At 72.5% G+C, this 14,786-nt stretch carries 16 protein-coding genes; 9 read left to right on the top strand and 7 right to left on the bottom strand.

Going from position 1 to position 14,786, the window contains the following annotated elements:
* A partial coding sequence (locus C1I97_RS15630; protein WP_111003822.1) for an extracellular catalytic domain type 1 short-chain-length polyhydroxyalkanoate depolymerase occupies positions 1 to 1,099 on the bottom strand: 1,099 nt, incomplete at its 3' end.
* Between the two features lie 246 nt (positions 1,100 to 1,345).
* Here C1I97_RS15630 and C1I97_RS15625 point away from each other — a divergent pair.
* The gene (locus C1I97_RS15625) at positions 1,346 to 2,707 is read left to right on the top strand and encodes an endo-1,4-beta-xylanase (RefSeq protein WP_111003819.1); all 1,362 of its coding nucleotides are present in this window, start codon (positions 1,346 to 1,348) and stop codon (positions 2,705 to 2,707) included.
* Positions 2,708 to 2,736: 29 nt separating this feature from the next.
* On the opposite strand, the gene C1I97_RS15620 is transcribed toward C1I97_RS15625, so the two are convergent.
* A complete protein-coding gene (locus C1I97_RS15620; RefSeq protein WP_111003818.1) occupies positions 2,737 to 3,498 on the bottom strand; it encodes a restriction endonuclease in 762 nt (253 codons plus the stop codon).
* A 108-nt stretch (positions 3,499 to 3,606) separates the two neighbouring features.
* Between C1I97_RS15620 and C1I97_RS15615 the strand changes: the two genes are divergently transcribed.
* Positions 3,607 to 3,798 carry a hypothetical protein gene (locus C1I97_RS15615; protein WP_258382586.1) on the top strand — a complete coding sequence of 64 codons (192 nt, stop codon included), beginning with the start codon at positions 3,607 to 3,609 and terminating at the stop codon, positions 3,796 to 3,798.
* 10 nt (positions 3,799 to 3,808) lie between these two features.
* On the opposite strand, the gene C1I97_RS15610 is transcribed toward C1I97_RS15615, so the two are convergent.
* A complete protein-coding gene (locus C1I97_RS15610) occupies positions 3,809 to 4,903 on the bottom strand; it encodes an NAD(+)/NADH kinase (protein ID WP_111003817.1) in 1,095 nt (364 codons plus the stop codon).
* 126 nt (positions 4,904 to 5,029) lie between these two features.
* Here C1I97_RS15610 and C1I97_RS15605 point away from each other — a divergent pair, with 126 nt between their 5' ends.
* A complete protein-coding gene (locus tag C1I97_RS15605; RefSeq protein ID WP_073946945.1) occupies positions 5,030 to 5,200 on the top strand; it encodes a hydrophobic protein in 171 nt (56 codons plus the stop codon).
* 82 nt (positions 5,201 to 5,282) lie between these two features.
* Here C1I97_RS15605 and C1I97_RS15600 read toward each other — a convergent pair whose 3' ends face one another.
* Both C1I97_RS15600 and C1I97_RS15595 read right to left on the bottom strand, forming a co-directional pair.
* Positions 5,283 to 6,302 (bottom strand): sigma-70 family RNA polymerase sigma factor, encoded by a 1,020-nt coding sequence (locus C1I97_RS15600; RefSeq protein WP_111003816.1) that lies wholly within the window; start codon positions 6,300 to 6,302, stop codon positions 5,283 to 5,285.
* Positions 6,303 to 6,411: 109 nt separating this feature from the next.
* On the bottom strand, positions 6,412 to 7,155 hold the full coding sequence (locus C1I97_RS15595) for a DUF2249 domain-containing protein (protein WP_111003815.1): 744 nt from the start codon (positions 7,153 to 7,155) through the stop codon (positions 6,412 to 6,414).
* A gap of 129 nt (positions 7,156 to 7,284) precedes the next feature.
* On the opposite strand from C1I97_RS15595, the gene fdxA reads away from it, so the two are divergent.
* The 3 genes from fdxA (at position 7,285) to C1I97_RS15580 (ending at position 9,540) form a co-directional block, all read left to right on the top strand.
* The gene (gene fdxA, locus C1I97_RS15590) at positions 7,285 to 7,611 is read left to right on the top strand and encodes a ferredoxin (protein ID WP_111003814.1); all 327 of its coding nucleotides are present in this window, start codon (positions 7,285 to 7,287) and stop codon (positions 7,609 to 7,611) included.
* 116 nt (positions 7,612 to 7,727) lie between these two features.
* On the top strand, positions 7,728 to 8,060 hold the full coding sequence (locus tag C1I97_RS15585; RefSeq protein WP_111003813.1) for a cupin domain-containing protein: 333 nt from the start codon (positions 7,728 to 7,730) through the stop codon (positions 8,058 to 8,060).
* 124 nt (positions 8,061 to 8,184) lie between these two features.
* On the top strand, positions 8,185 to 9,540 hold the full coding sequence (locus tag C1I97_RS15580; protein WP_258382585.1) for a PP2C family protein-serine/threonine phosphatase: 1,356 nt from the start codon (positions 8,185 to 8,187) through the stop codon (positions 9,538 to 9,540).
* Positions 9,541 to 9,564: 24 nt separating this feature from the next.
* Here C1I97_RS15580 and C1I97_RS15575 read toward each other — a convergent pair whose 3' ends face one another.
* Positions 9,565 to 10,572 carry a YihY/virulence factor BrkB family protein gene (locus tag C1I97_RS15575; RefSeq protein WP_111003812.1) on the bottom strand — a complete coding sequence of 336 codons (1,008 nt, stop codon included), beginning with the start codon at positions 10,570 to 10,572 and terminating at the stop codon, positions 9,565 to 9,567.
* A 161-nt stretch (positions 10,573 to 10,733) separates the two neighbouring features.
* On the opposite strand from C1I97_RS15575, the gene C1I97_RS15570 reads away from it, so the two are divergent.
* Positions 10,734 to 11,534: an SDR family NAD(P)-dependent oxidoreductase gene (locus tag C1I97_RS15570; RefSeq protein ID WP_111003811.1), complete on the top strand. Its 801-nt coding sequence runs from the start codon at positions 10,734 to 10,736 to the stop codon at positions 11,532 to 11,534.
* Between the two features lie 92 nt (positions 11,535 to 11,626).
* Here C1I97_RS15570 and C1I97_RS15565 read toward each other — a convergent pair whose 3' ends face one another.
* The gene (locus C1I97_RS15565) at positions 11,627 to 12,109 is read right to left on the bottom strand and encodes an MSMEG_6728 family protein (protein ID WP_111003810.1); all 483 of its coding nucleotides are present in this window, start codon (positions 12,107 to 12,109) and stop codon (positions 11,627 to 11,629) included.
* Positions 12,110 to 12,256: 147 nt separating this feature from the next.
* Here C1I97_RS15565 and C1I97_RS15560 point away from each other — a divergent pair, with 147 nt between their 5' ends.
* Entirely contained in the window at positions 12,257 to 13,768 is a 1,512-nt protein-coding gene (locus tag C1I97_RS15560) for a hypothetical protein (RefSeq protein WP_258382584.1), read from the top strand.
* A partial coding sequence (locus C1I97_RS15555; RefSeq protein ID WP_181446739.1) for a nickel-dependent hydrogenase large subunit occupies positions 13,765 to 14,786 on the top strand: 1,022 nt, incomplete at its 3' end. The genes C1I97_RS15560 and C1I97_RS15555, both read left to right, overlap by 4 nt.

The following is a 14,786-nucleotide window of genomic DNA, read 5'->3' as shown; positions in this document are numbered from 1 at the left end:
GCAGGGTGAAGTTCAGCGCCCATCCGTCGATCGGCGCGGTGCCGGTGTTGGTCAGCGTGATCGACGCGGTGAGTCCGGTGTTCCAGGCGCTGGTCGTGTACGTCACCCGGCAGGCGCCCGCCGGTGTGGTGGGCGGCGGGTCGGTCGGCGGCGGGGTGGCCGTGCCGTCCAGGCCGAAGAAGGAGATGGCGCGGGCGGCCATGCCGGCGGTGGGCAGGGTGTGCCCGGTGCCCTGGATGCTGATGGCTTCGACGGGCGCCTGGGTGCCCGTGCCGCCGTAGCGCGTACGGGTCCAGGTGGACTGCGGGTGGTCGGTGAACGCCGGGGTCTGGCCCACCCCCAGGACGTCGGTCCACTGTTTGATCTCTTCGCCGAAGTTGGGGTAGCGCAGGGTGGTGTCCTCGGTGCCGTGCCACAGCTGCATCCGGGGCCGCGGGCCGCTGTAGCCGGGGTGGGCGCCGCGCACCAGGTCGCCCCACTGCTGGGGGGTCCTGATCACGGTGCCGTTCGCGCAGGCGCTGTTCCAGCCCGAGCCGTCGGTCGTGGCGAAGCAGCCGAACGGTACGCCCATGAAGGCGGCGCCGGCCTTGAAGACGTCGGGGTAGTCGCCGAGCAGGACGTTGGTCATCATCGCGCCCGAGGAGGCGCCGGTGACGAAGACGCGCGCCGGGTCGGCCCCGTAGTGCTGCTGGGCGTAGGTGACCATGGACATGATGCCGACCGGGTCGCTGCCGCCGCCGCGTCTGAGCGCCTGCGGCGAGGACACGTCGAAGCAGCCGCCGTCGCGCGTGGCCGAGGGGTAGATGACGAGGAAGCCGTACCGGTCGGCCAGGGAGGCGAACTCGGTGCCCGAGTGGAAGGCGGGCCCGGAGCCGGTGCAGTAGTGCACGGCCACGAGCACGGCGGGGCGGGCCGGGGCGCTGTCCGGGCGGTACACGTACATGCGCAGGTTGCTGGGGTTCGCGCCGAACCCGGTCACCTCCGTCAGGGAGGCGGCACGGGCGCTCGGCGCGACCAGCAGCAGGGCCGCGAGGAGGGGCGCCACGCCGGCGAGCAGGGCCGTCAGCAACAGGCGTAACCCGGGTCTTCTTCGGATCATGTCACCGTCCTTGGACGTCCGAAAGTTTCGCTCATGTTTCGGGAAGGCGTCGGGTCACGCTAGAGGTGCCGCACAGTCGCGTCAACAGTCGGGGCGACGACCAACTCCCTTGCACTCGGCCTGGGGTCGAGCTTCGGCCATCCACCCGGCCGGCATGCGCCAACCGTTGACCGAGGCCGCCTCTGTTCGTAACCTGCGCGTCGAATTCGATCCTGGAATCGAAACTTTCGAATGAACGGAGATGGCATGTCCATGCCCTCAGTCCGGCGGGCAGCGCAGGCGTTCGCGTCCGCCCTGCTCGCCGCCGCCACGGTCACGGCCCTGGCTCACGATGCCGCGGCCGCCGACACCCTGGGCTCCGCCGCGGCCGGAAAGGGCCGCTACTTCGGTGCCGCCGTGGCCGCGAACCACCTCGGCGAGTCGGCCTACGCCGCCACGCTCGACCGCGAGTTCAACCAGGTGACGCCGGAGAACGAGATGAAGTGGGACGCCACCGAGGGCACCCGCAACACCTTCACCTTCGGCGCCGCCGACCAGATCGTCAGCCACGCGCAGAGCCAGGGGATGAAGGTCCGCGGGCACACGCTGGTGTGGCACTCCCAGCTCCCCTCCTGGGTCTCCGGGCTCTCCGCGACCGACCTGCGGTCGGCGATGAACAACCACATCACCCAGGTCATGCAGCACTACAAGGGCAAGATCCACTCCTGGGACGTGGTCAACGAGGCGTTCCAGGACGGCTCCAGCGGCGCGCGGCGCAGTTCCCCGTTCCAGGACAAGCTCGGCAGCGGCTTCATCGAGGAGGCCTTCCGCACCGCCCGCACGGCCGACCCGAACGCCAAGCTCTGCTACAACGACTACAACACCGACGGCGCCAACGCGAAGAGCAACGCGGTCTACGCCATGGTCAAGGACTTCAAGTCCCGCGGTGTGCCGATCGACTGCGTGGGCTTCCAGTCCCACTTCAACCCCGCCTCCCCCGTCCCTTCCGACTACCAGGCCAACCTGCAGCGCTTCGCCGACCTCGGCGTGGACGTGCAGATCACCGAGCTGGACATCGAGGGCTCCGGCAGCGCCCAGGCCACCAACTACGGCAACGTCGTCAAGGCCTGCCTGGCGGTGAGCCGCTGCACGGGCATCACCGTGTGGGGGATCACCGACAAGTACTCCTGGCGCAGCAGCGGCACCCCTCTGTTGTTCGACTCCAACTACGCCAAGAAGCCGGCGTACGACGCCGTCCTGGCCGCGCTCGGCGGCTCGGGAAGCGGCGGGGGCGGGGACAACGGCGGCGGCAACCCCGGGGCCACCTGCACGGCCGTCTTCACCAGGACCTCGGACTGGAACGACGGCTACAACGGCGAGGTCGTCGTGAAGGCGGGCGCCGCCCCGATCACCGGCTGGACCGTGACGCTCACCTTCACCCCGCCGCAGAAGGTCTCCACCCTGTGGAACGGCACTCCCACCTGGGACGGCAGCGGCAGCGTCATGACCGTGCGCCCCGCCTCCTACAACGGCAGTCTCGCGGCGGGCGCCTCGACCAGTTTCGGCTTCACCGCCGTGAAGAACGGCAGCAACACCACACCGGCGGTCGGGACCTGCACGGCGTCCTGACGAGCCGGGCGGCGGCCGGGACGTCCCTCCTACGACGGCCCGGTCTGCCGCCACGGCTCCGCCCCGGTGCCCTCGCTCCACGCCCGCAGGGCCTGCCGGTCCAGGCAGACGATCCCGCACCGCTCGGCGTACTCGACGGCCGGGGCGGTGAAGTCGCTGGTGGTGACGACGACCGCGACATCGGCCTCGTGCACGGTGTAGCAGGTGCCGCCGAAGCGCTGGAGTTCCTCGGAGCCGACCCGGTGGGTGTCGCCGTAGCGCTTGCACTGGATGACCACGCGCCGCCCGTCCGGGGCCACGGCCAGGACGTCGGCGCCGAGGTCCCCGGCCCCGCCGACCACCTCGACCCGCGCACATCCGTCGCGTTCGCACAGCGCGGCCACGGCCTGCTCGAACTCGTCGGGTGCCAGGGCGCCGTAGTCGACGGCGTCCACCGCCGCGGCCGGCGGCCCGGGGTCCGCCGGGGCCGCGGGCCGGGCCGGTGGGGCCTCCAGTGCGTCGAGCGCGGTTCTCGTCCCCTCCTGGAGTGCGGCGGCGGCCCGGCGTGCGGCACTCCTCGCGCGGGGCCCGCGCCGCCGGCGCCGTACCGCGAGGACAACGGCCGCCGCGGCGATGAGGCCCAGGACGGTCGCCCAGACCGGGCGCCGCTCGGCCGCGGCGGCCGCCGCCCGGACGGTGAGGCCCAGGACGGCCAGGACGAGGGCGGCGAGGGTGAAGAACAGGGTCGTCGCGCGCAGGTCGAAGGGGCGTCGGCGGTCGGTCCGGCGTATGCGGCGGGCAGGCGTGGTCATGGCGAGCGGGACCCCCTCCTCGGGCGGCGGCGAAGATCACTCCGCCGTCTGCCCCGAATCGTCCGCTTCACCGGTCCCCTCGCCGCTGACATGCCCTTGCCTGGAGCAATGACACGGTGGAGACGGCGCGGCCCATCCGCCGGCACCTTCTACCCGCTGGCCGAGCGCGTCCGCCCGTGGACCGGCCTTCCGCCCGGTGAGCTCCTGGAGCGGCTGCACGCCGACCTGGTCGACTACAGCGGCGGCCGGCTGGAGGACGACCTCGCCGCGTACCGCCTGCCCGGTGGGACCCGCCCCTGACGGGGCGGCGCTACTCGGGCAGGCCGCGGGTCCCGGGCGCGCCGCGAGGCACGCCGGGTCGGGGAGGCATCGCCAGATGGGCGAGGTCCCCGGGCCGCGGGGTGGTCACCGGCCAGAGCGGGGCGGGGGTCCCGTCGGCGACCGCGGCCGGGGCGTCGGTGAGGTTCATGCGGTCGCGCAGCCGGCCGTAGAAGTCCGTCGGGCCCAGCCGGACGGCCCGCAGCCGGCGCTGGGCCGCGTACACGCCGATCCAGTCGCCGGGGTCGAGCACCCCGCGCAGCTGGCCGTCGATGCTCACGGCGGCCTGGCCCGAGCGGTCCAGGACGCGCAGGGCGACGGGTTCGTCCGGCGCGGCCACGACCGACCGGTCGAACGCCATGTGCGGGGCGACCGGGGTGAAGACGAGGGCGTCCACGCGGGGCGAGACGACCGGACCGCCGGCGGCGAAGCTGTAGGCCGTCGAGCCGGTCGGGGTGGCGACCAGCAGCGCGTCGGCCGAGTAGGACGCCAGGAGCCGGCCCGCGAGGTAGACGCCGACGGAGATCTGCCGGTCCCGTGCCAGTTTCTCCAGTACGACGTCGTTCAGCGCGGTGACGTGCAGCGCGATGCCCCAGTCGCCGCCGGCCTCGCAGTCGGTACGCACCCGCGGCGGCGGCAGCATCGGGCGGCGGCCGTAGCGCATCAGCTCCTCGATGCCGGCGGGCACCTCCAGACGACGCGAGGCGCGCAGGGTGAGCAGCATGCGGCTCTCCACGGTGAGGCGGTCCTCGACGACGGCGTCCAGCGCGGAGCGCACGACCGCGACCGGCACCTCGGTGAGGAAGCCGACCCGGCCGAGGTCGACCCCCAGGACGAGGGCGTCGTTCACGGCGGCCAGCCGGGCACCGCGCAGAAAGGTCCCGTCCCCGCCCAGGGTGACGACGAGATCGGGATCGCCCGCGGCCTCGACCTCCTCCTCGGCGCTGCGCCGCTCCCCGTCACGCCACACGTCGATGTCCGCGCAGCTCACGGCGTGCTCCTCGCACCACTGACGCACCACCTGCCCGGCGGTCACGGCCTCGTCGCGCCCGCCATGGACGACCAGGCCGATACGACGCACCGCCATCTCCGCCTCCGGGTCGGCTCGCGGACTAACAGAATCGAGTTCCCCTCCTTCGGGCAGGGAAACACCGGCTCCGCGGGGCGTTTTCCTGGGAAAGGGGGGCAGACGGTGGTTCGGAGGTTGATAACTATGGTTCCCTTGCTGCTCGTTCTTCTGCTCGCCCTGATCCTCTTCGGCGCCGGGTTCGCTCTGAAGGCGCTGTGGTGGATCGCGGTCATCGTGCTGGTGGTGTGGCTGCTCGGCTTCGTCGTACGGGCGGAGGGCAGCGGCGGCCGGAGGGGCCGCTGGTACCGCTGGTGACGGCCGCCCTCGCGGCCCACGGCGAGAGCGGATGTGCGCCCGGCCCTCGTGCCGGGCGCACACCCGTGTCCGGGTGCGGGCGTCAGCCCGCCCACTCCAGGAGCCGTTCGCCCGGCTCCTGTTCCCTCAGCCGTGCCAGGGACTCCTTCTCCAGCTGACGGACGCGTTCGCGGGTCAGACCCACGTGCTGCGCGACCTCCTGGAGAGTGCGCTGCCGCCCGTCGTGCAGGCCGTAGCGCAGGCTGAGGATGAGGGCCTCGCGCGGTGCGAGCATGTCGACGGCCTCCCGCAGTTCCTCCGCGAGCGCCTGGTACTCGACGACCTCGGGGGCCCGCAGCACCTCGCTGTCGGGGATGAGGTCGCCCACCACCGTCTCGCCGGTGTCGTCCACCGGCGTGTCCAGGCTGATCACCTGCCGGCCGACGCGGCGCAGCCAGACCACCCTGTCCTCGGCGATGCCGCTGTCCCGGGCGACCTCCTCGACGGCCGGCTCCCGCCCGAGGCGGAGTTGCAGCTTGCGCTCGACCTTGGCGAGTTTCTGCAGCTGTTCCACGACGTGCATCGGCAGCCGCACCGCACGCGCGTGCGTGGCGAGACCCCGCTCGATCGCCTGCCGGATCCACCAGGTGGCGTACGTGGAGAACTTGAAGCCCTTGGTGTGGTCGAACTTCTCCACCGCCCTGATGAGCCCCAGGTTGCCCTCCTGGATGACGTCGAGCAGGGGCAGCCCCCGGTGGGCGTGCCGCTTGGCCATCGACACCACGAGCCGGAGGTTGGCCCGCACCATGTGGTCCTTGGCCTCCTGGCCGTCGCGCACGGCGGCCTCCAGCTCCCGCCGGCGCTCCGGCGCGAGCTCACGGCCGTCCTCCTCGGCCCGCCGCAGTTCCTCCACGGCGTGCAGGCCGGCCTCGATGCGCCGGGCCAGCCGTACTTCGCCGTCCGCGTCGAGCAGCGGTGTCGCCGCGATCTGGCGCAGGTACTGGCCCAACAGGTCCGGTTCCCCGTCGGGTTCGGGAACCGCGTCGTACCGCTTGGTGCTCCGGGTCGGCAGCCGGCGGCCCTCCCGTGCGGGCGTTGCTGTCCTCCGTGTCGCAGGAGCCATGCTCGCGCTCCTCGTCGTCCTCATGTCCGGGCTGCCCGGGTACCCGGTGCGGCCCGGGCTCACCCCCGCTTCGGCTGCCACCGCACTCGGGCGCTCGGGGGCGGCAGGTTCAGGCGGAGTCGGTCTTCCGCCCGATGCGCACCTGCCACCGCTGGGGCCCGGATTCCAGGTAGTCCCAGGTGAAGGCGCCCGGGTGGGTGGCTTCGAACTCGCGCCGCAGCGGTTTGGGGTCGTGGTTGTTGACGAGGGTGAAGGTCTCGCCTGGCTCGAGGCGGGCGTAGCGGGCGAAGACACGCGGGTGGCGCCTGCCGTGCGGGATGGCGGTGACGTCGACGACGGCGGGCTGTTCGAGCCGGCCGCCCTCCAGCAGGGTCTCGAAGTCCGCGGCGAGCAGCGGCAGGTCGGCGCCGGGCAGGGCGGCGAGCGCGGGGAGCAGCACGGTCTCTTCGACGGAGAGGTGGACCGTGAGCAGGCCGGCGACGTCCTGGGCGGCGGCCGCCGCGGTGTCCGCGTCGTCGGCCGAGGCGAGCGCGTCGATCCGCGCGCCGACGGCGGACGAGGTGGCGCGCAGGGCCTTGATCAGCAGTCGGGTCTCGGCGGCGCCCGCGGCGGGCGCGTACAGCGCCTGGTCGGTCGCGGCCAGGTGGCGGCGCACCTCGCCGGTGCAGTAGTCGGTCACGGCCACTCGTGCCTGTTCCCGGGCGAGGTGGCCCAGGCGGAGTTCGGTCAGCAGCGCCGTCTTGGGCCGCAGCCCGGCGAGCAGCCGCCGGTGCGCGGCCAGGATCGCGGCCTCGGCCCGGACGGCCGGATCGGTCGCGGTGTTGCTGATGTGGACCTCGAAGGACTGCGCCACGGCTCTCCCCTTTTTCTCCTGCGTCGCCACGCCCAGCACCCGGCGTTTTGCCTATTATTACATGTGCTATTCGTAGAAACAGCGCAGGAGGCACCCGCCCCGGTGTCGACCCGCAGGAGGAGGGCGCTCATGACCTATGTGATCGCGCAGCCGTGCGTGGACGTGAAGGACAGGGCCTGCGTCGAGGAGTGCCCGGTGGACTGCATCTACGAAGGGCGCAGGACCCTCTACATCCACCCGGACGAATGCGTGGACTGCGGCGCGTGCGAGCCGGTCTGCCCCGTGGAGGCGATCTTCTACGAGGAGGACGTGCCGACCGGGTGGCAGGAGTACACGCGGGCGAACGCGGAGTTCTTCGACGAGCTCGGCTCCCCCGGCGGCGCGGCCAAGCTGGGGCTGATCGAACGCGACCACCCGCTGATCGCCGGCCTGCCGCCGCAGGGGCGGCGGCCGTGACCGCCGGGCACGGCGCGGCGGCCCGGCCGGGCGGCGCACGTCCGAGGACGGCGGCGCACCGGCGTACGCTACGGAACTGCCCTGCTCAGCACTTCTGGTGAGGAAGAGTCACAGCGATGCAGAAGATCTCTCTCGACGCCCGTGCGCGCGAGCACCTCGAACGGGCCGCGGAGTCCCCGGCCGGCCGCAGCGCGGAGACCGTCCACGGCGGCCATGAACACACCCTGCGCCAGACTCTCGTCACCCTGCGCGCCGGCACGGCTCTGACCGAGCACGACAACCCCGGTGAGGCGACCGTGCTGGTGCTGCGCGGACGGGTACGGCTGCACAGCGGCGACGACTCCTGGGAGGGCATGGCGGGCGATCTGCTCATCGTGCCCCGGGCCCGGCACGGCCTGGAGGCCGTCGAGGACGCCGCGGTCCTGCTCACGGTCGTCAAGAAGCCCTGATACGGACCGTCGGGCCGGCGGCGCCCCTCCGGCGAGGAGAAGCCGCCGGCCCCCCGGACGGCGTAGGGTGGCCCTGCCGGGGCCCGGGTGGTGGCCGGGCGTCGGCCCTGCCGGGAGGTGCCCCATGTCGGACGATCCGCGGTGGCCGGAACCGCAGGAGGCCGCCGGGTGGGTGGCCGCCATGCCCGGGGAGAACGGCCGGCCGCCGGGCGCCGACGCCTTCGAGGAGCTCAGCGCCCAGGTACGGCAGCTGTCCCTGGAGCGGCGCCGGCTGCACCGCCTGCTCCGGACGGTGGTGGCCATCAGCGCCGACATGGACACCCGCTCCGTCCTGCGGCACCTGGTGGAGGCGGGCACCGAGCTCATCGGCGCGCGCTACGGCGCCCTGGGCGTGCTCGGGGAGAACGGCGAGTTCGTCGACCTGATCACCGCCGGGGTCGACGCCGAGCAACTGCTGGCCGAGTCCGGTCTCCCGCAGAGCCACGGGCTGCTGGGCCGCCTGATCGCAGGGCGCGAGCCCCTGCGGGTCGACGACATCCTCGCGGACCCCCGCTCGGTCGGCTTCCCGCCCGGCCACCCGGTCATGACCAGTCTGCTGGGAGTCCCCCTGACGGTGCGCGGCGTCGTGTACGGCGACCTCTACCTGGCCGACAAGAAGGACGGAGCGCCCTTCACCGACGCCGACGAGGCCCTGCTGACCGCGCTGGCCAGCGCCGCGGGCGTCAGCATCGAGAACGCCCGCCTGTACGGGCAGCTGAAACGGGCCGCCGAGCAGTTCCAGCGCCGTCTGCTGCCGGTGCTGCCCGACCTGTCGCCCCTGCGGGTGGAGGCCCGCTACGAGCCCGCGTCCGACCTTCCCCGGCTCGGCGGGGACTGGTACGACGCCGTCAGCCTTCCCGACGGAACGGTCCTGGTCGTCGTCGGCGACGTGACCGGCCACGACCTGGAGGCGGCCCCGCAGATGGGGCAGATCCGCAACATGCTGCGGGTCCTGGCCTTCGACCGGTGCGGGCCGCCCAGCCTGATCGTGGACCGACTCGACCGGGCGCTGACCGCGTTCGGCGACCCGCCGGCGGCCACACTGCTCCTGGCCCGTATCGAACAGCGGCCGGGCGCCGGGCACGCCATGTGCTGGACCAACGCCGGGCATCCGCCGCCGCTGCTGGTCACCGCCGACGGCACCGTCCACTGCCTGGCTCCCGAGGCGCACGGCATCCCGATCGGTGTCGATCCGGCCCTGCCCCGCCCCGACCACGTCCGCCTGCTCCCACCGGAGAGCACCCTGCTGCTGTACACCGACGGTCTGGTCGAGCGCCGGGACCAGGACATCGACACCGGCCTGCGGGACCTGGCCGACCACGCCGCCGCCCTGGCCACCGCTCCCCTGGAGCTGCTGTGCGACGCGCTGATCGGCCGCCAGGACGCGTACGACGACGATGTCGCCCTGCTGGCCCTTCGCGTGCCCCGCCTGCCGGCCTGAGGACGCCGCCGGCGGCCCCGGCGCCTACTGCTCGTGCTGTCCGTCCTGGTCGGCGTGCGGGGGCGGGTCGAAGTGCACGGTGATCTTCTCGAAGCCCTTGAAGGACTCCGTCGCCGCGTAGGACCGGTAGGCCCGCTGGTCGCCGGGGCTGAGGTGGACGCGGTCGGTGAACGGGCTCAGCAGGCTGCGCGGCCACAGCCGCATGCACCGCACCGCGCTGATCTCCGCCGTGACGAGGTACACCAGCGCGCCGAGGTAGATCCAGGCCAGCAGACCGAGCACGATGCCGAACAGGCCGTACGTCGCCGTGGTGCCCCTCAGCACGTGGCTGACGTAGTACGAGCCGCCCCACTGCAGCGCCTGCCAGGCGCAGGCACCGCCGAGCGCCGTGCCGTACAGCAGGCGCAGCGGCAGTCTGCGCCGGGTCAGCAGGCGGTAACTGACGAGCAGCAGCGCCGCGTTCAGCAGCACCGCCAGGACCACGGCGGCGACGCGGACGCCGACGGCCAGCCGGGTGCCGAACACGCTGGCCGCCGACTCGGCGATGGACAGCGCCGTGGTGACGCCCAGGCCGACCGCGAGCACCAGCAGGAACTTCAGCCCCTTCAGCCGCGAGCGCAGCGGGTCGGGACGTGCGTGCCGCGGCACGGCGAAGATCTTGTTCAGGGCGTGCTGGACGGCCTGGGCGATGCCCAGTGCTCCGTAGAGGCTGCCGATCACGCCCACCGCGACCGCGACACCGCTGCCGTGGAAGGAGTGGATGTTGTGGCCGAGCTGGTCGCCGATCACCGGGAACTCGCCCAGGGCCGAGTTGAGCACCGCGTGCTGCAGGTGAGGGTCGCCGTGGAGGACGGAGCCGAGGACCGCGACGAGGATGAGCAGCAGCGGGAACAGGGAGAGGAAGCCGTAGTACGTCAGCAGCGCGGCCAGGTAAATGGCCTGGTCGTCGAAGAACTTGTACGCCACGGCCAGCGGAAAGCCCGCCCAGCGGTGCTGTCGCTGATAACCGTCCAGCCGGGCCAGCACTCCCATGCGCTCTCCCACACCGTCGGCCGTGTGGTCCGTCCGTGCCGGACCACACCCTTTCCCGGTGCCCTGGCCAGGGTGTTTCATGCCGGATGCCCGGCTGCGAACGGCCGTGGACGTCCGCGGGAGGGAGGGTTGGCACCGGTGTGCGCGGTTACCCCGTCCCCATGAACGACAACAGGCCGCTCGCCCTGGTGACCGGGGCCTCGAGCGGAATCGGCTACGAACTCGCCAAGCAGTTCGCCGAGCACGGCTACGACCTGCTGATCAACGCCGAGGACGAGCGCCTCGACGAGGCGGCGCGGCACCTGCGGGAGACGGGCGCCGAGGTACGGGCGGTGCGCGCGGACCTCAGGGACCCGGCGGGTGTGGACCACCTGGTCGCCAGCACCACGGGGCTCCACGTGGACGTGGCCGCCCTCAACGCCGGCGTGGGCCGGGGCGGTGCCTTCGTCGACACCGACCTGGCCGACGACCTCTCCGTCATCGACCTGAACGTCGCCTCCACGGTCCGGCTCGCCAAGCCCCTGCTGCGGGAGATGGTGGAGCGCGACGAGGGGAACCTGGTGTTCACCTCCTCCGTCGCCGCGATGATGCCGGGGCCCTTCCAGGCGGTCTACAACGCCTCGAAGTCCTTCGTGCAGTCCTTCGCCGAGGCCCTGCAGAACGAGGTGAAGGACACCGGCGTGGCGGTCACCGCCTTCCTGCCCGGACCGACCGACACGGACTTCTTCCGGCGCGCCGGCATGGGCGACACCAAGGTCGGCAGCGGTGAGAAGGACGACCCCGCCCAGGTCGCCGCGCAGGCGTTCGACGCGGTGATGAAGGGACGCAAGAAGGCGGTCACCGGCTCGCTGAGGACCAAGGCGCAGGGGATCGCCGACAAGGTGCTGCCCGACAGTGCCAAGGCCGCCGCCCACCGCAGGATGGCGGAGCCGGGCACGGGCGACGACAGCGGACAGCGGTAGACCACGGGCCCCGGCTCGCCGCCGGGGCCTCTGCCCGGGCCCGTCCGTCCGTCACCCCGCCGACGGACGGACGGGCCCGGCTCATGGCCCGCTCATGGCCCGCTCGCGGTCCGCTCGCGGTCCGACGCGGGCCAGACGTAGGGCAGGTCGTCCGGCACCCCGGGGAACAGCGGGGCGTACCGGTCCGGGTCCTTGCGCACCAGTGCCGAGCGGTGGCTGCGGTGCAGCGCCTCGTCGCCGAGCCAGGGCGGCAGCTCGCCGACGGCCGCCAGCTCGGCCTGGCTCCGTACCGCCGTGCCGGGACGGGCCGCCGCGAGGTCGGCGACGAGCCTGGCCGCGCAGCTGTCCTGATGACCGTACTCCCGCCAGACCCGGCAGACGTCCAGCCCGTAGCGCACCAGCGCCTCCTCGTAACCGGCCCACATGCGTACGGCCGGATGCCGGCGCCAGCCGTAGCCGGGGACCGTCAGGGCGCGCAGCACCTGCACCGCCTCGACCCGCTGCTTGCCCAGCCGGCGACGGTCCAGCACGCGCGCGGACTCGGTGAAGTCGGAGTACGGCAGGAACGTCTGCATGGCGCCTCCGTCGTGCGTTCCGTCCTCCCCCGGGTTCCCCTGAACGGTCCAACGGCACTGGGCCGGAGGGGGCCGGGGGCGCGTGAGCGGTGTGTCCGTGGTGGAAGGAATGGCGCACCTGCGACGCGAATCGAAAGGAGGCGCCGAATGCCGGATGCCGTGGTCGAGGGTGCCGTGCGCGGCGCCGACGCCGTGGACGACGCCGCAGCGCCCGGCGGCCCCGGCGGGCCGTCCTTCGAGCAGTTGAGCGCGGTGGCCGACGCCGTCCTCTACGAGGGCTATCTGCTCTACCCCTACCGCCGCTCGTCCGCCAAGAACCGGGTTCGGTGGCAGTTCGGCGTGCTGCTGCCGCGGAACTGGGTGGAACGCGACGGCCCCGTCACGGTCGGGGTGGCCGGCTCCGCCGACTCCTGGTACCAGCAGACCGAGTGCCTGCTGCGGGTCCGCGACCGGGACGCCGTCCTGCGGGTGAAGGTGCGCTACCTGCAGATGCAGCACAAACAGGTGGAGGAGGCCGGCCGCGACGGCCGGCACCGCGCCGTCGAGTCGCTGCGGACCAGCGACGGCACGGCGCACCTGACGTTCGAGGAGGCGGTGCCGCGCGAGACCGGCCTCGTCGTTCCCCTCGACGACCTGCTGCGGCGGGAGTGCGGCGTCCCGGTGGGGGCGGCGGCCGGCGAGGAGAGCGAGCCGCTGCCCGAGGGCGCCGGGCGGATCGTACGGCGGCGCGAGGAGATCCGGGCGAGCACCGCGCTCACGGCCGAACGTCTCGACGACGGCCTGGTCCGGCTCCGCGTGCGCACCGAGAACACGGGGCGGGCGGCGGACCCGTACGCCGCCCGCGACGAGGCACTGCGCCAGGCGCTCATCGCCACCCACACGCTCATCGGCGGCACGGGCGTGGAGTTCGTCTCGCTGACCGATCCGCCGGCCGACCTGCTGGAGCATGTCCAGGGCTGCCGCAACGCGTTCGTCTTCCCCGTCCTCGGCGGTGAACCACCGGCCGGGCGGGGCGGCGGCACCGCGCCCCTGCTGCTCTCCGCGCCGATCATCCTTCCCGACCACCCCCAGATCGCGCCCGAGAGCCCGGGCGATCTGTACGACGCCGGGGAGATCGACGAGATCCTGACGCTGCGGACGATGCTCCTGACCGACGAGGAGAAGCGCGAGGCACGGGCCACCGACCCGCGCGCCGCCGAGATCCTCGACCGGGTGGACACCATGCCCCCGGAGGTCTTCTCCCGGCTGCACGGCGCCATCCGGTCACTGACTCCCGTCACGCCGGCCGAGCGGCCTTCCTGGTGGCGGGAAGGCGGTGACGACGGCCTCTCCCCCACCACCGACACGGTGCTCGTCGACGGCGTGCGCGTGGGAGCCGGCAGCCGCGTCCGGCTGCGTCCTCGGGAGCGGGGCGCCGACGTCCAGGACATGTTCCTGGCCGGGCGCGCCGCGCGGGTCGCCGGGGTCTTCCACGACGTGGACGGCAGTGTGCACCTCGCCGTCACCCTCGACGACGATCCCGCGGCCGAACTGCACACCTGGTACGGCCGCTTCCACTACTTCCGGCCCGACGAGCTCGAACCGATCGAAGCGATCGAGCCTCCGGTCGCGGCGGATCACCCACAGACCACCAACAGCGAGGGACAGCGACTCAGATGACGACCACTCAGGCTCGTGCGGCGGGGCGCAGGCCCGCGCAGATCGTGGACATGTCCTGGGATCCGATCACCCGGATCATCGGCAACCTGGGCATCTACACGAAGATCGACTTCGCCAACCAGGAAGTCGTCGAGTGCCACTCCACCTCCTCCCTCTTCCGCGGCTACTCCGTCTTCATGCGCGGCAAGGACCCCCGCGACGCCGGCTTCATCACCTCCCGCATCTGCGGCATCTGCGGCGACAACCACACCACCTGCTCCCACTACGCCCAGCAGATGGCCTACGGCGCCAAACCCCCGCCCCTGGCCGAGCACATCACCAACCTCGGCGAAGCCGCCGAGTACATGTTCGACCACACGATCTTCCAGGACAACCTCGTCTTCGTCGACTTCTGCGAGGCCATGGTCAAGGCCACCAACCCCACCGTCCTGGCCCGCGCCGAACGCACCGAGGCCCCCCGCGGCCACCTCCACGGCTACCGCACCATCGCCGACATCATGCGCGCCTTCAACCCCTTCGAGGGCGAGATCTACAAACAGGCCCTGAAGGTCTCCCGCACCACCCGGGAGATGTTCTGCCTGATGGAGGGCCGCCACGTCCACCCCTCCACCCTCTATCCCGGCGGCGTGGGCACCATGCCCACCCCCACCCTCTTCACCGACTACCTCACCCGCCTGCTGCGCATCATCGACTTCGTCAAACGCGCCGTCGCCCTCAACGACGACGTCTTCGACTTCTTCTACGCCGCCCTGCCCGGCTACGAGGAGGTCGGCCGCCGCCGCACCCTGCTGGCCTGCTGGGGCGCCTTCCAAAACCCCGACGTGGTCGACTACCGCTACCAGACGATGAACACCTGGGGCAAGGCCATGCACGTCACCCCCGGCATCATCGTCGACGGCCAACTCGTCACCAACAACCTCATCGACATCAACCTCGGCCTGCGCATCCTGCTCGGCTCCTCCTACTACGACGACTGGACCACCGAAGACCCCTTCGTCACCCACGACCCCCTGGGCAA

The sequence above is a fragment of the Streptomyces sp. NTH33 genome (genome assembly GCF_003236365.1).
Taxonomy (GTDB): domain Bacteria; phylum Actinomycetota; class Actinomycetes; order Streptomycetales; family Streptomycetaceae; genus Streptomyces.
This window is presented reverse-complemented; position numbering and strand designations above follow the sequence as displayed.

Excerpts from the sequence above, each read along its gene's own strand:
- fdxA (WP_111003814.1), top strand. The coding sequence starts at position 7,285 with ATGACCTATGTGATCGCGCAGCCGTGCGTGGACGTGAAGGACAGGGCC.
- C1I97_RS15600 (WP_111003816.1), bottom strand. The coding sequence starts at position 6,302 with ATGGCTCCTGCGACACGGAGGACAGCAACGCCCGCACGGGAGGGCCGC.
- C1I97_RS15615 (WP_258382586.1), top strand. The coding sequence starts at position 3,607 with ATGACACGGTGGAGACGGCGCGGCCCATCCGCCGGCACCTTCTACCCG.
- C1I97_RS15560 (WP_258382584.1), top strand. The coding sequence starts at position 12,257 with ATGCCGGATGCCGTGGTCGAGGGTGCCGTGCGCGGCGCCGACGCCGTG.
- C1I97_RS15625 (WP_111003819.1), top strand. The coding sequence starts at position 1,346 with ATGTCCATGCCCTCAGTCCGGCGGGCAGCGCAGGCGTTCGCGTCCGCC.
- C1I97_RS15570 (WP_111003811.1), top strand. The coding sequence starts at position 10,734 with ATGAACGACAACAGGCCGCTCGCCCTGGTGACCGGGGCCTCGAGCGGA.
- C1I97_RS15585 (WP_111003813.1), top strand. The coding sequence starts at position 7,728 with ATGCAGAAGATCTCTCTCGACGCCCGTGCGCGCGAGCACCTCGAACGG.
- C1I97_RS15565 (WP_111003810.1), bottom strand. The coding sequence starts at position 12,109 with ATGCAGACGTTCCTGCCGTACTCCGACTTCACCGAGTCCGCGCGCGTG.
- C1I97_RS15575 (WP_111003812.1), bottom strand. The coding sequence starts at position 10,572 with ATGGGAGTGCTGGCCCGGCTGGACGGTTATCAGCGACAGCACCGCTGG.
- C1I97_RS15610 (WP_111003817.1), bottom strand. The coding sequence starts at position 4,903 with ATGGCGGTGCGTCGTATCGGCCTGGTCGTCCATGGCGGGCGCGACGAG.
- C1I97_RS15605 (WP_073946945.1), top strand. The coding sequence starts at position 5,030 with ATGGTTCCCTTGCTGCTCGTTCTTCTGCTCGCCCTGATCCTCTTCGGC.
- C1I97_RS15580 (WP_258382585.1), top strand. The coding sequence starts at position 8,185 with ATGTCGGACGATCCGCGGTGGCCGGAACCGCAGGAGGCCGCCGGGTGG.
- C1I97_RS15620 (WP_111003818.1), bottom strand. The coding sequence starts at position 3,498 with ATGACCACGCCTGCCCGCCGCATACGCCGGACCGACCGCCGACGCCCC.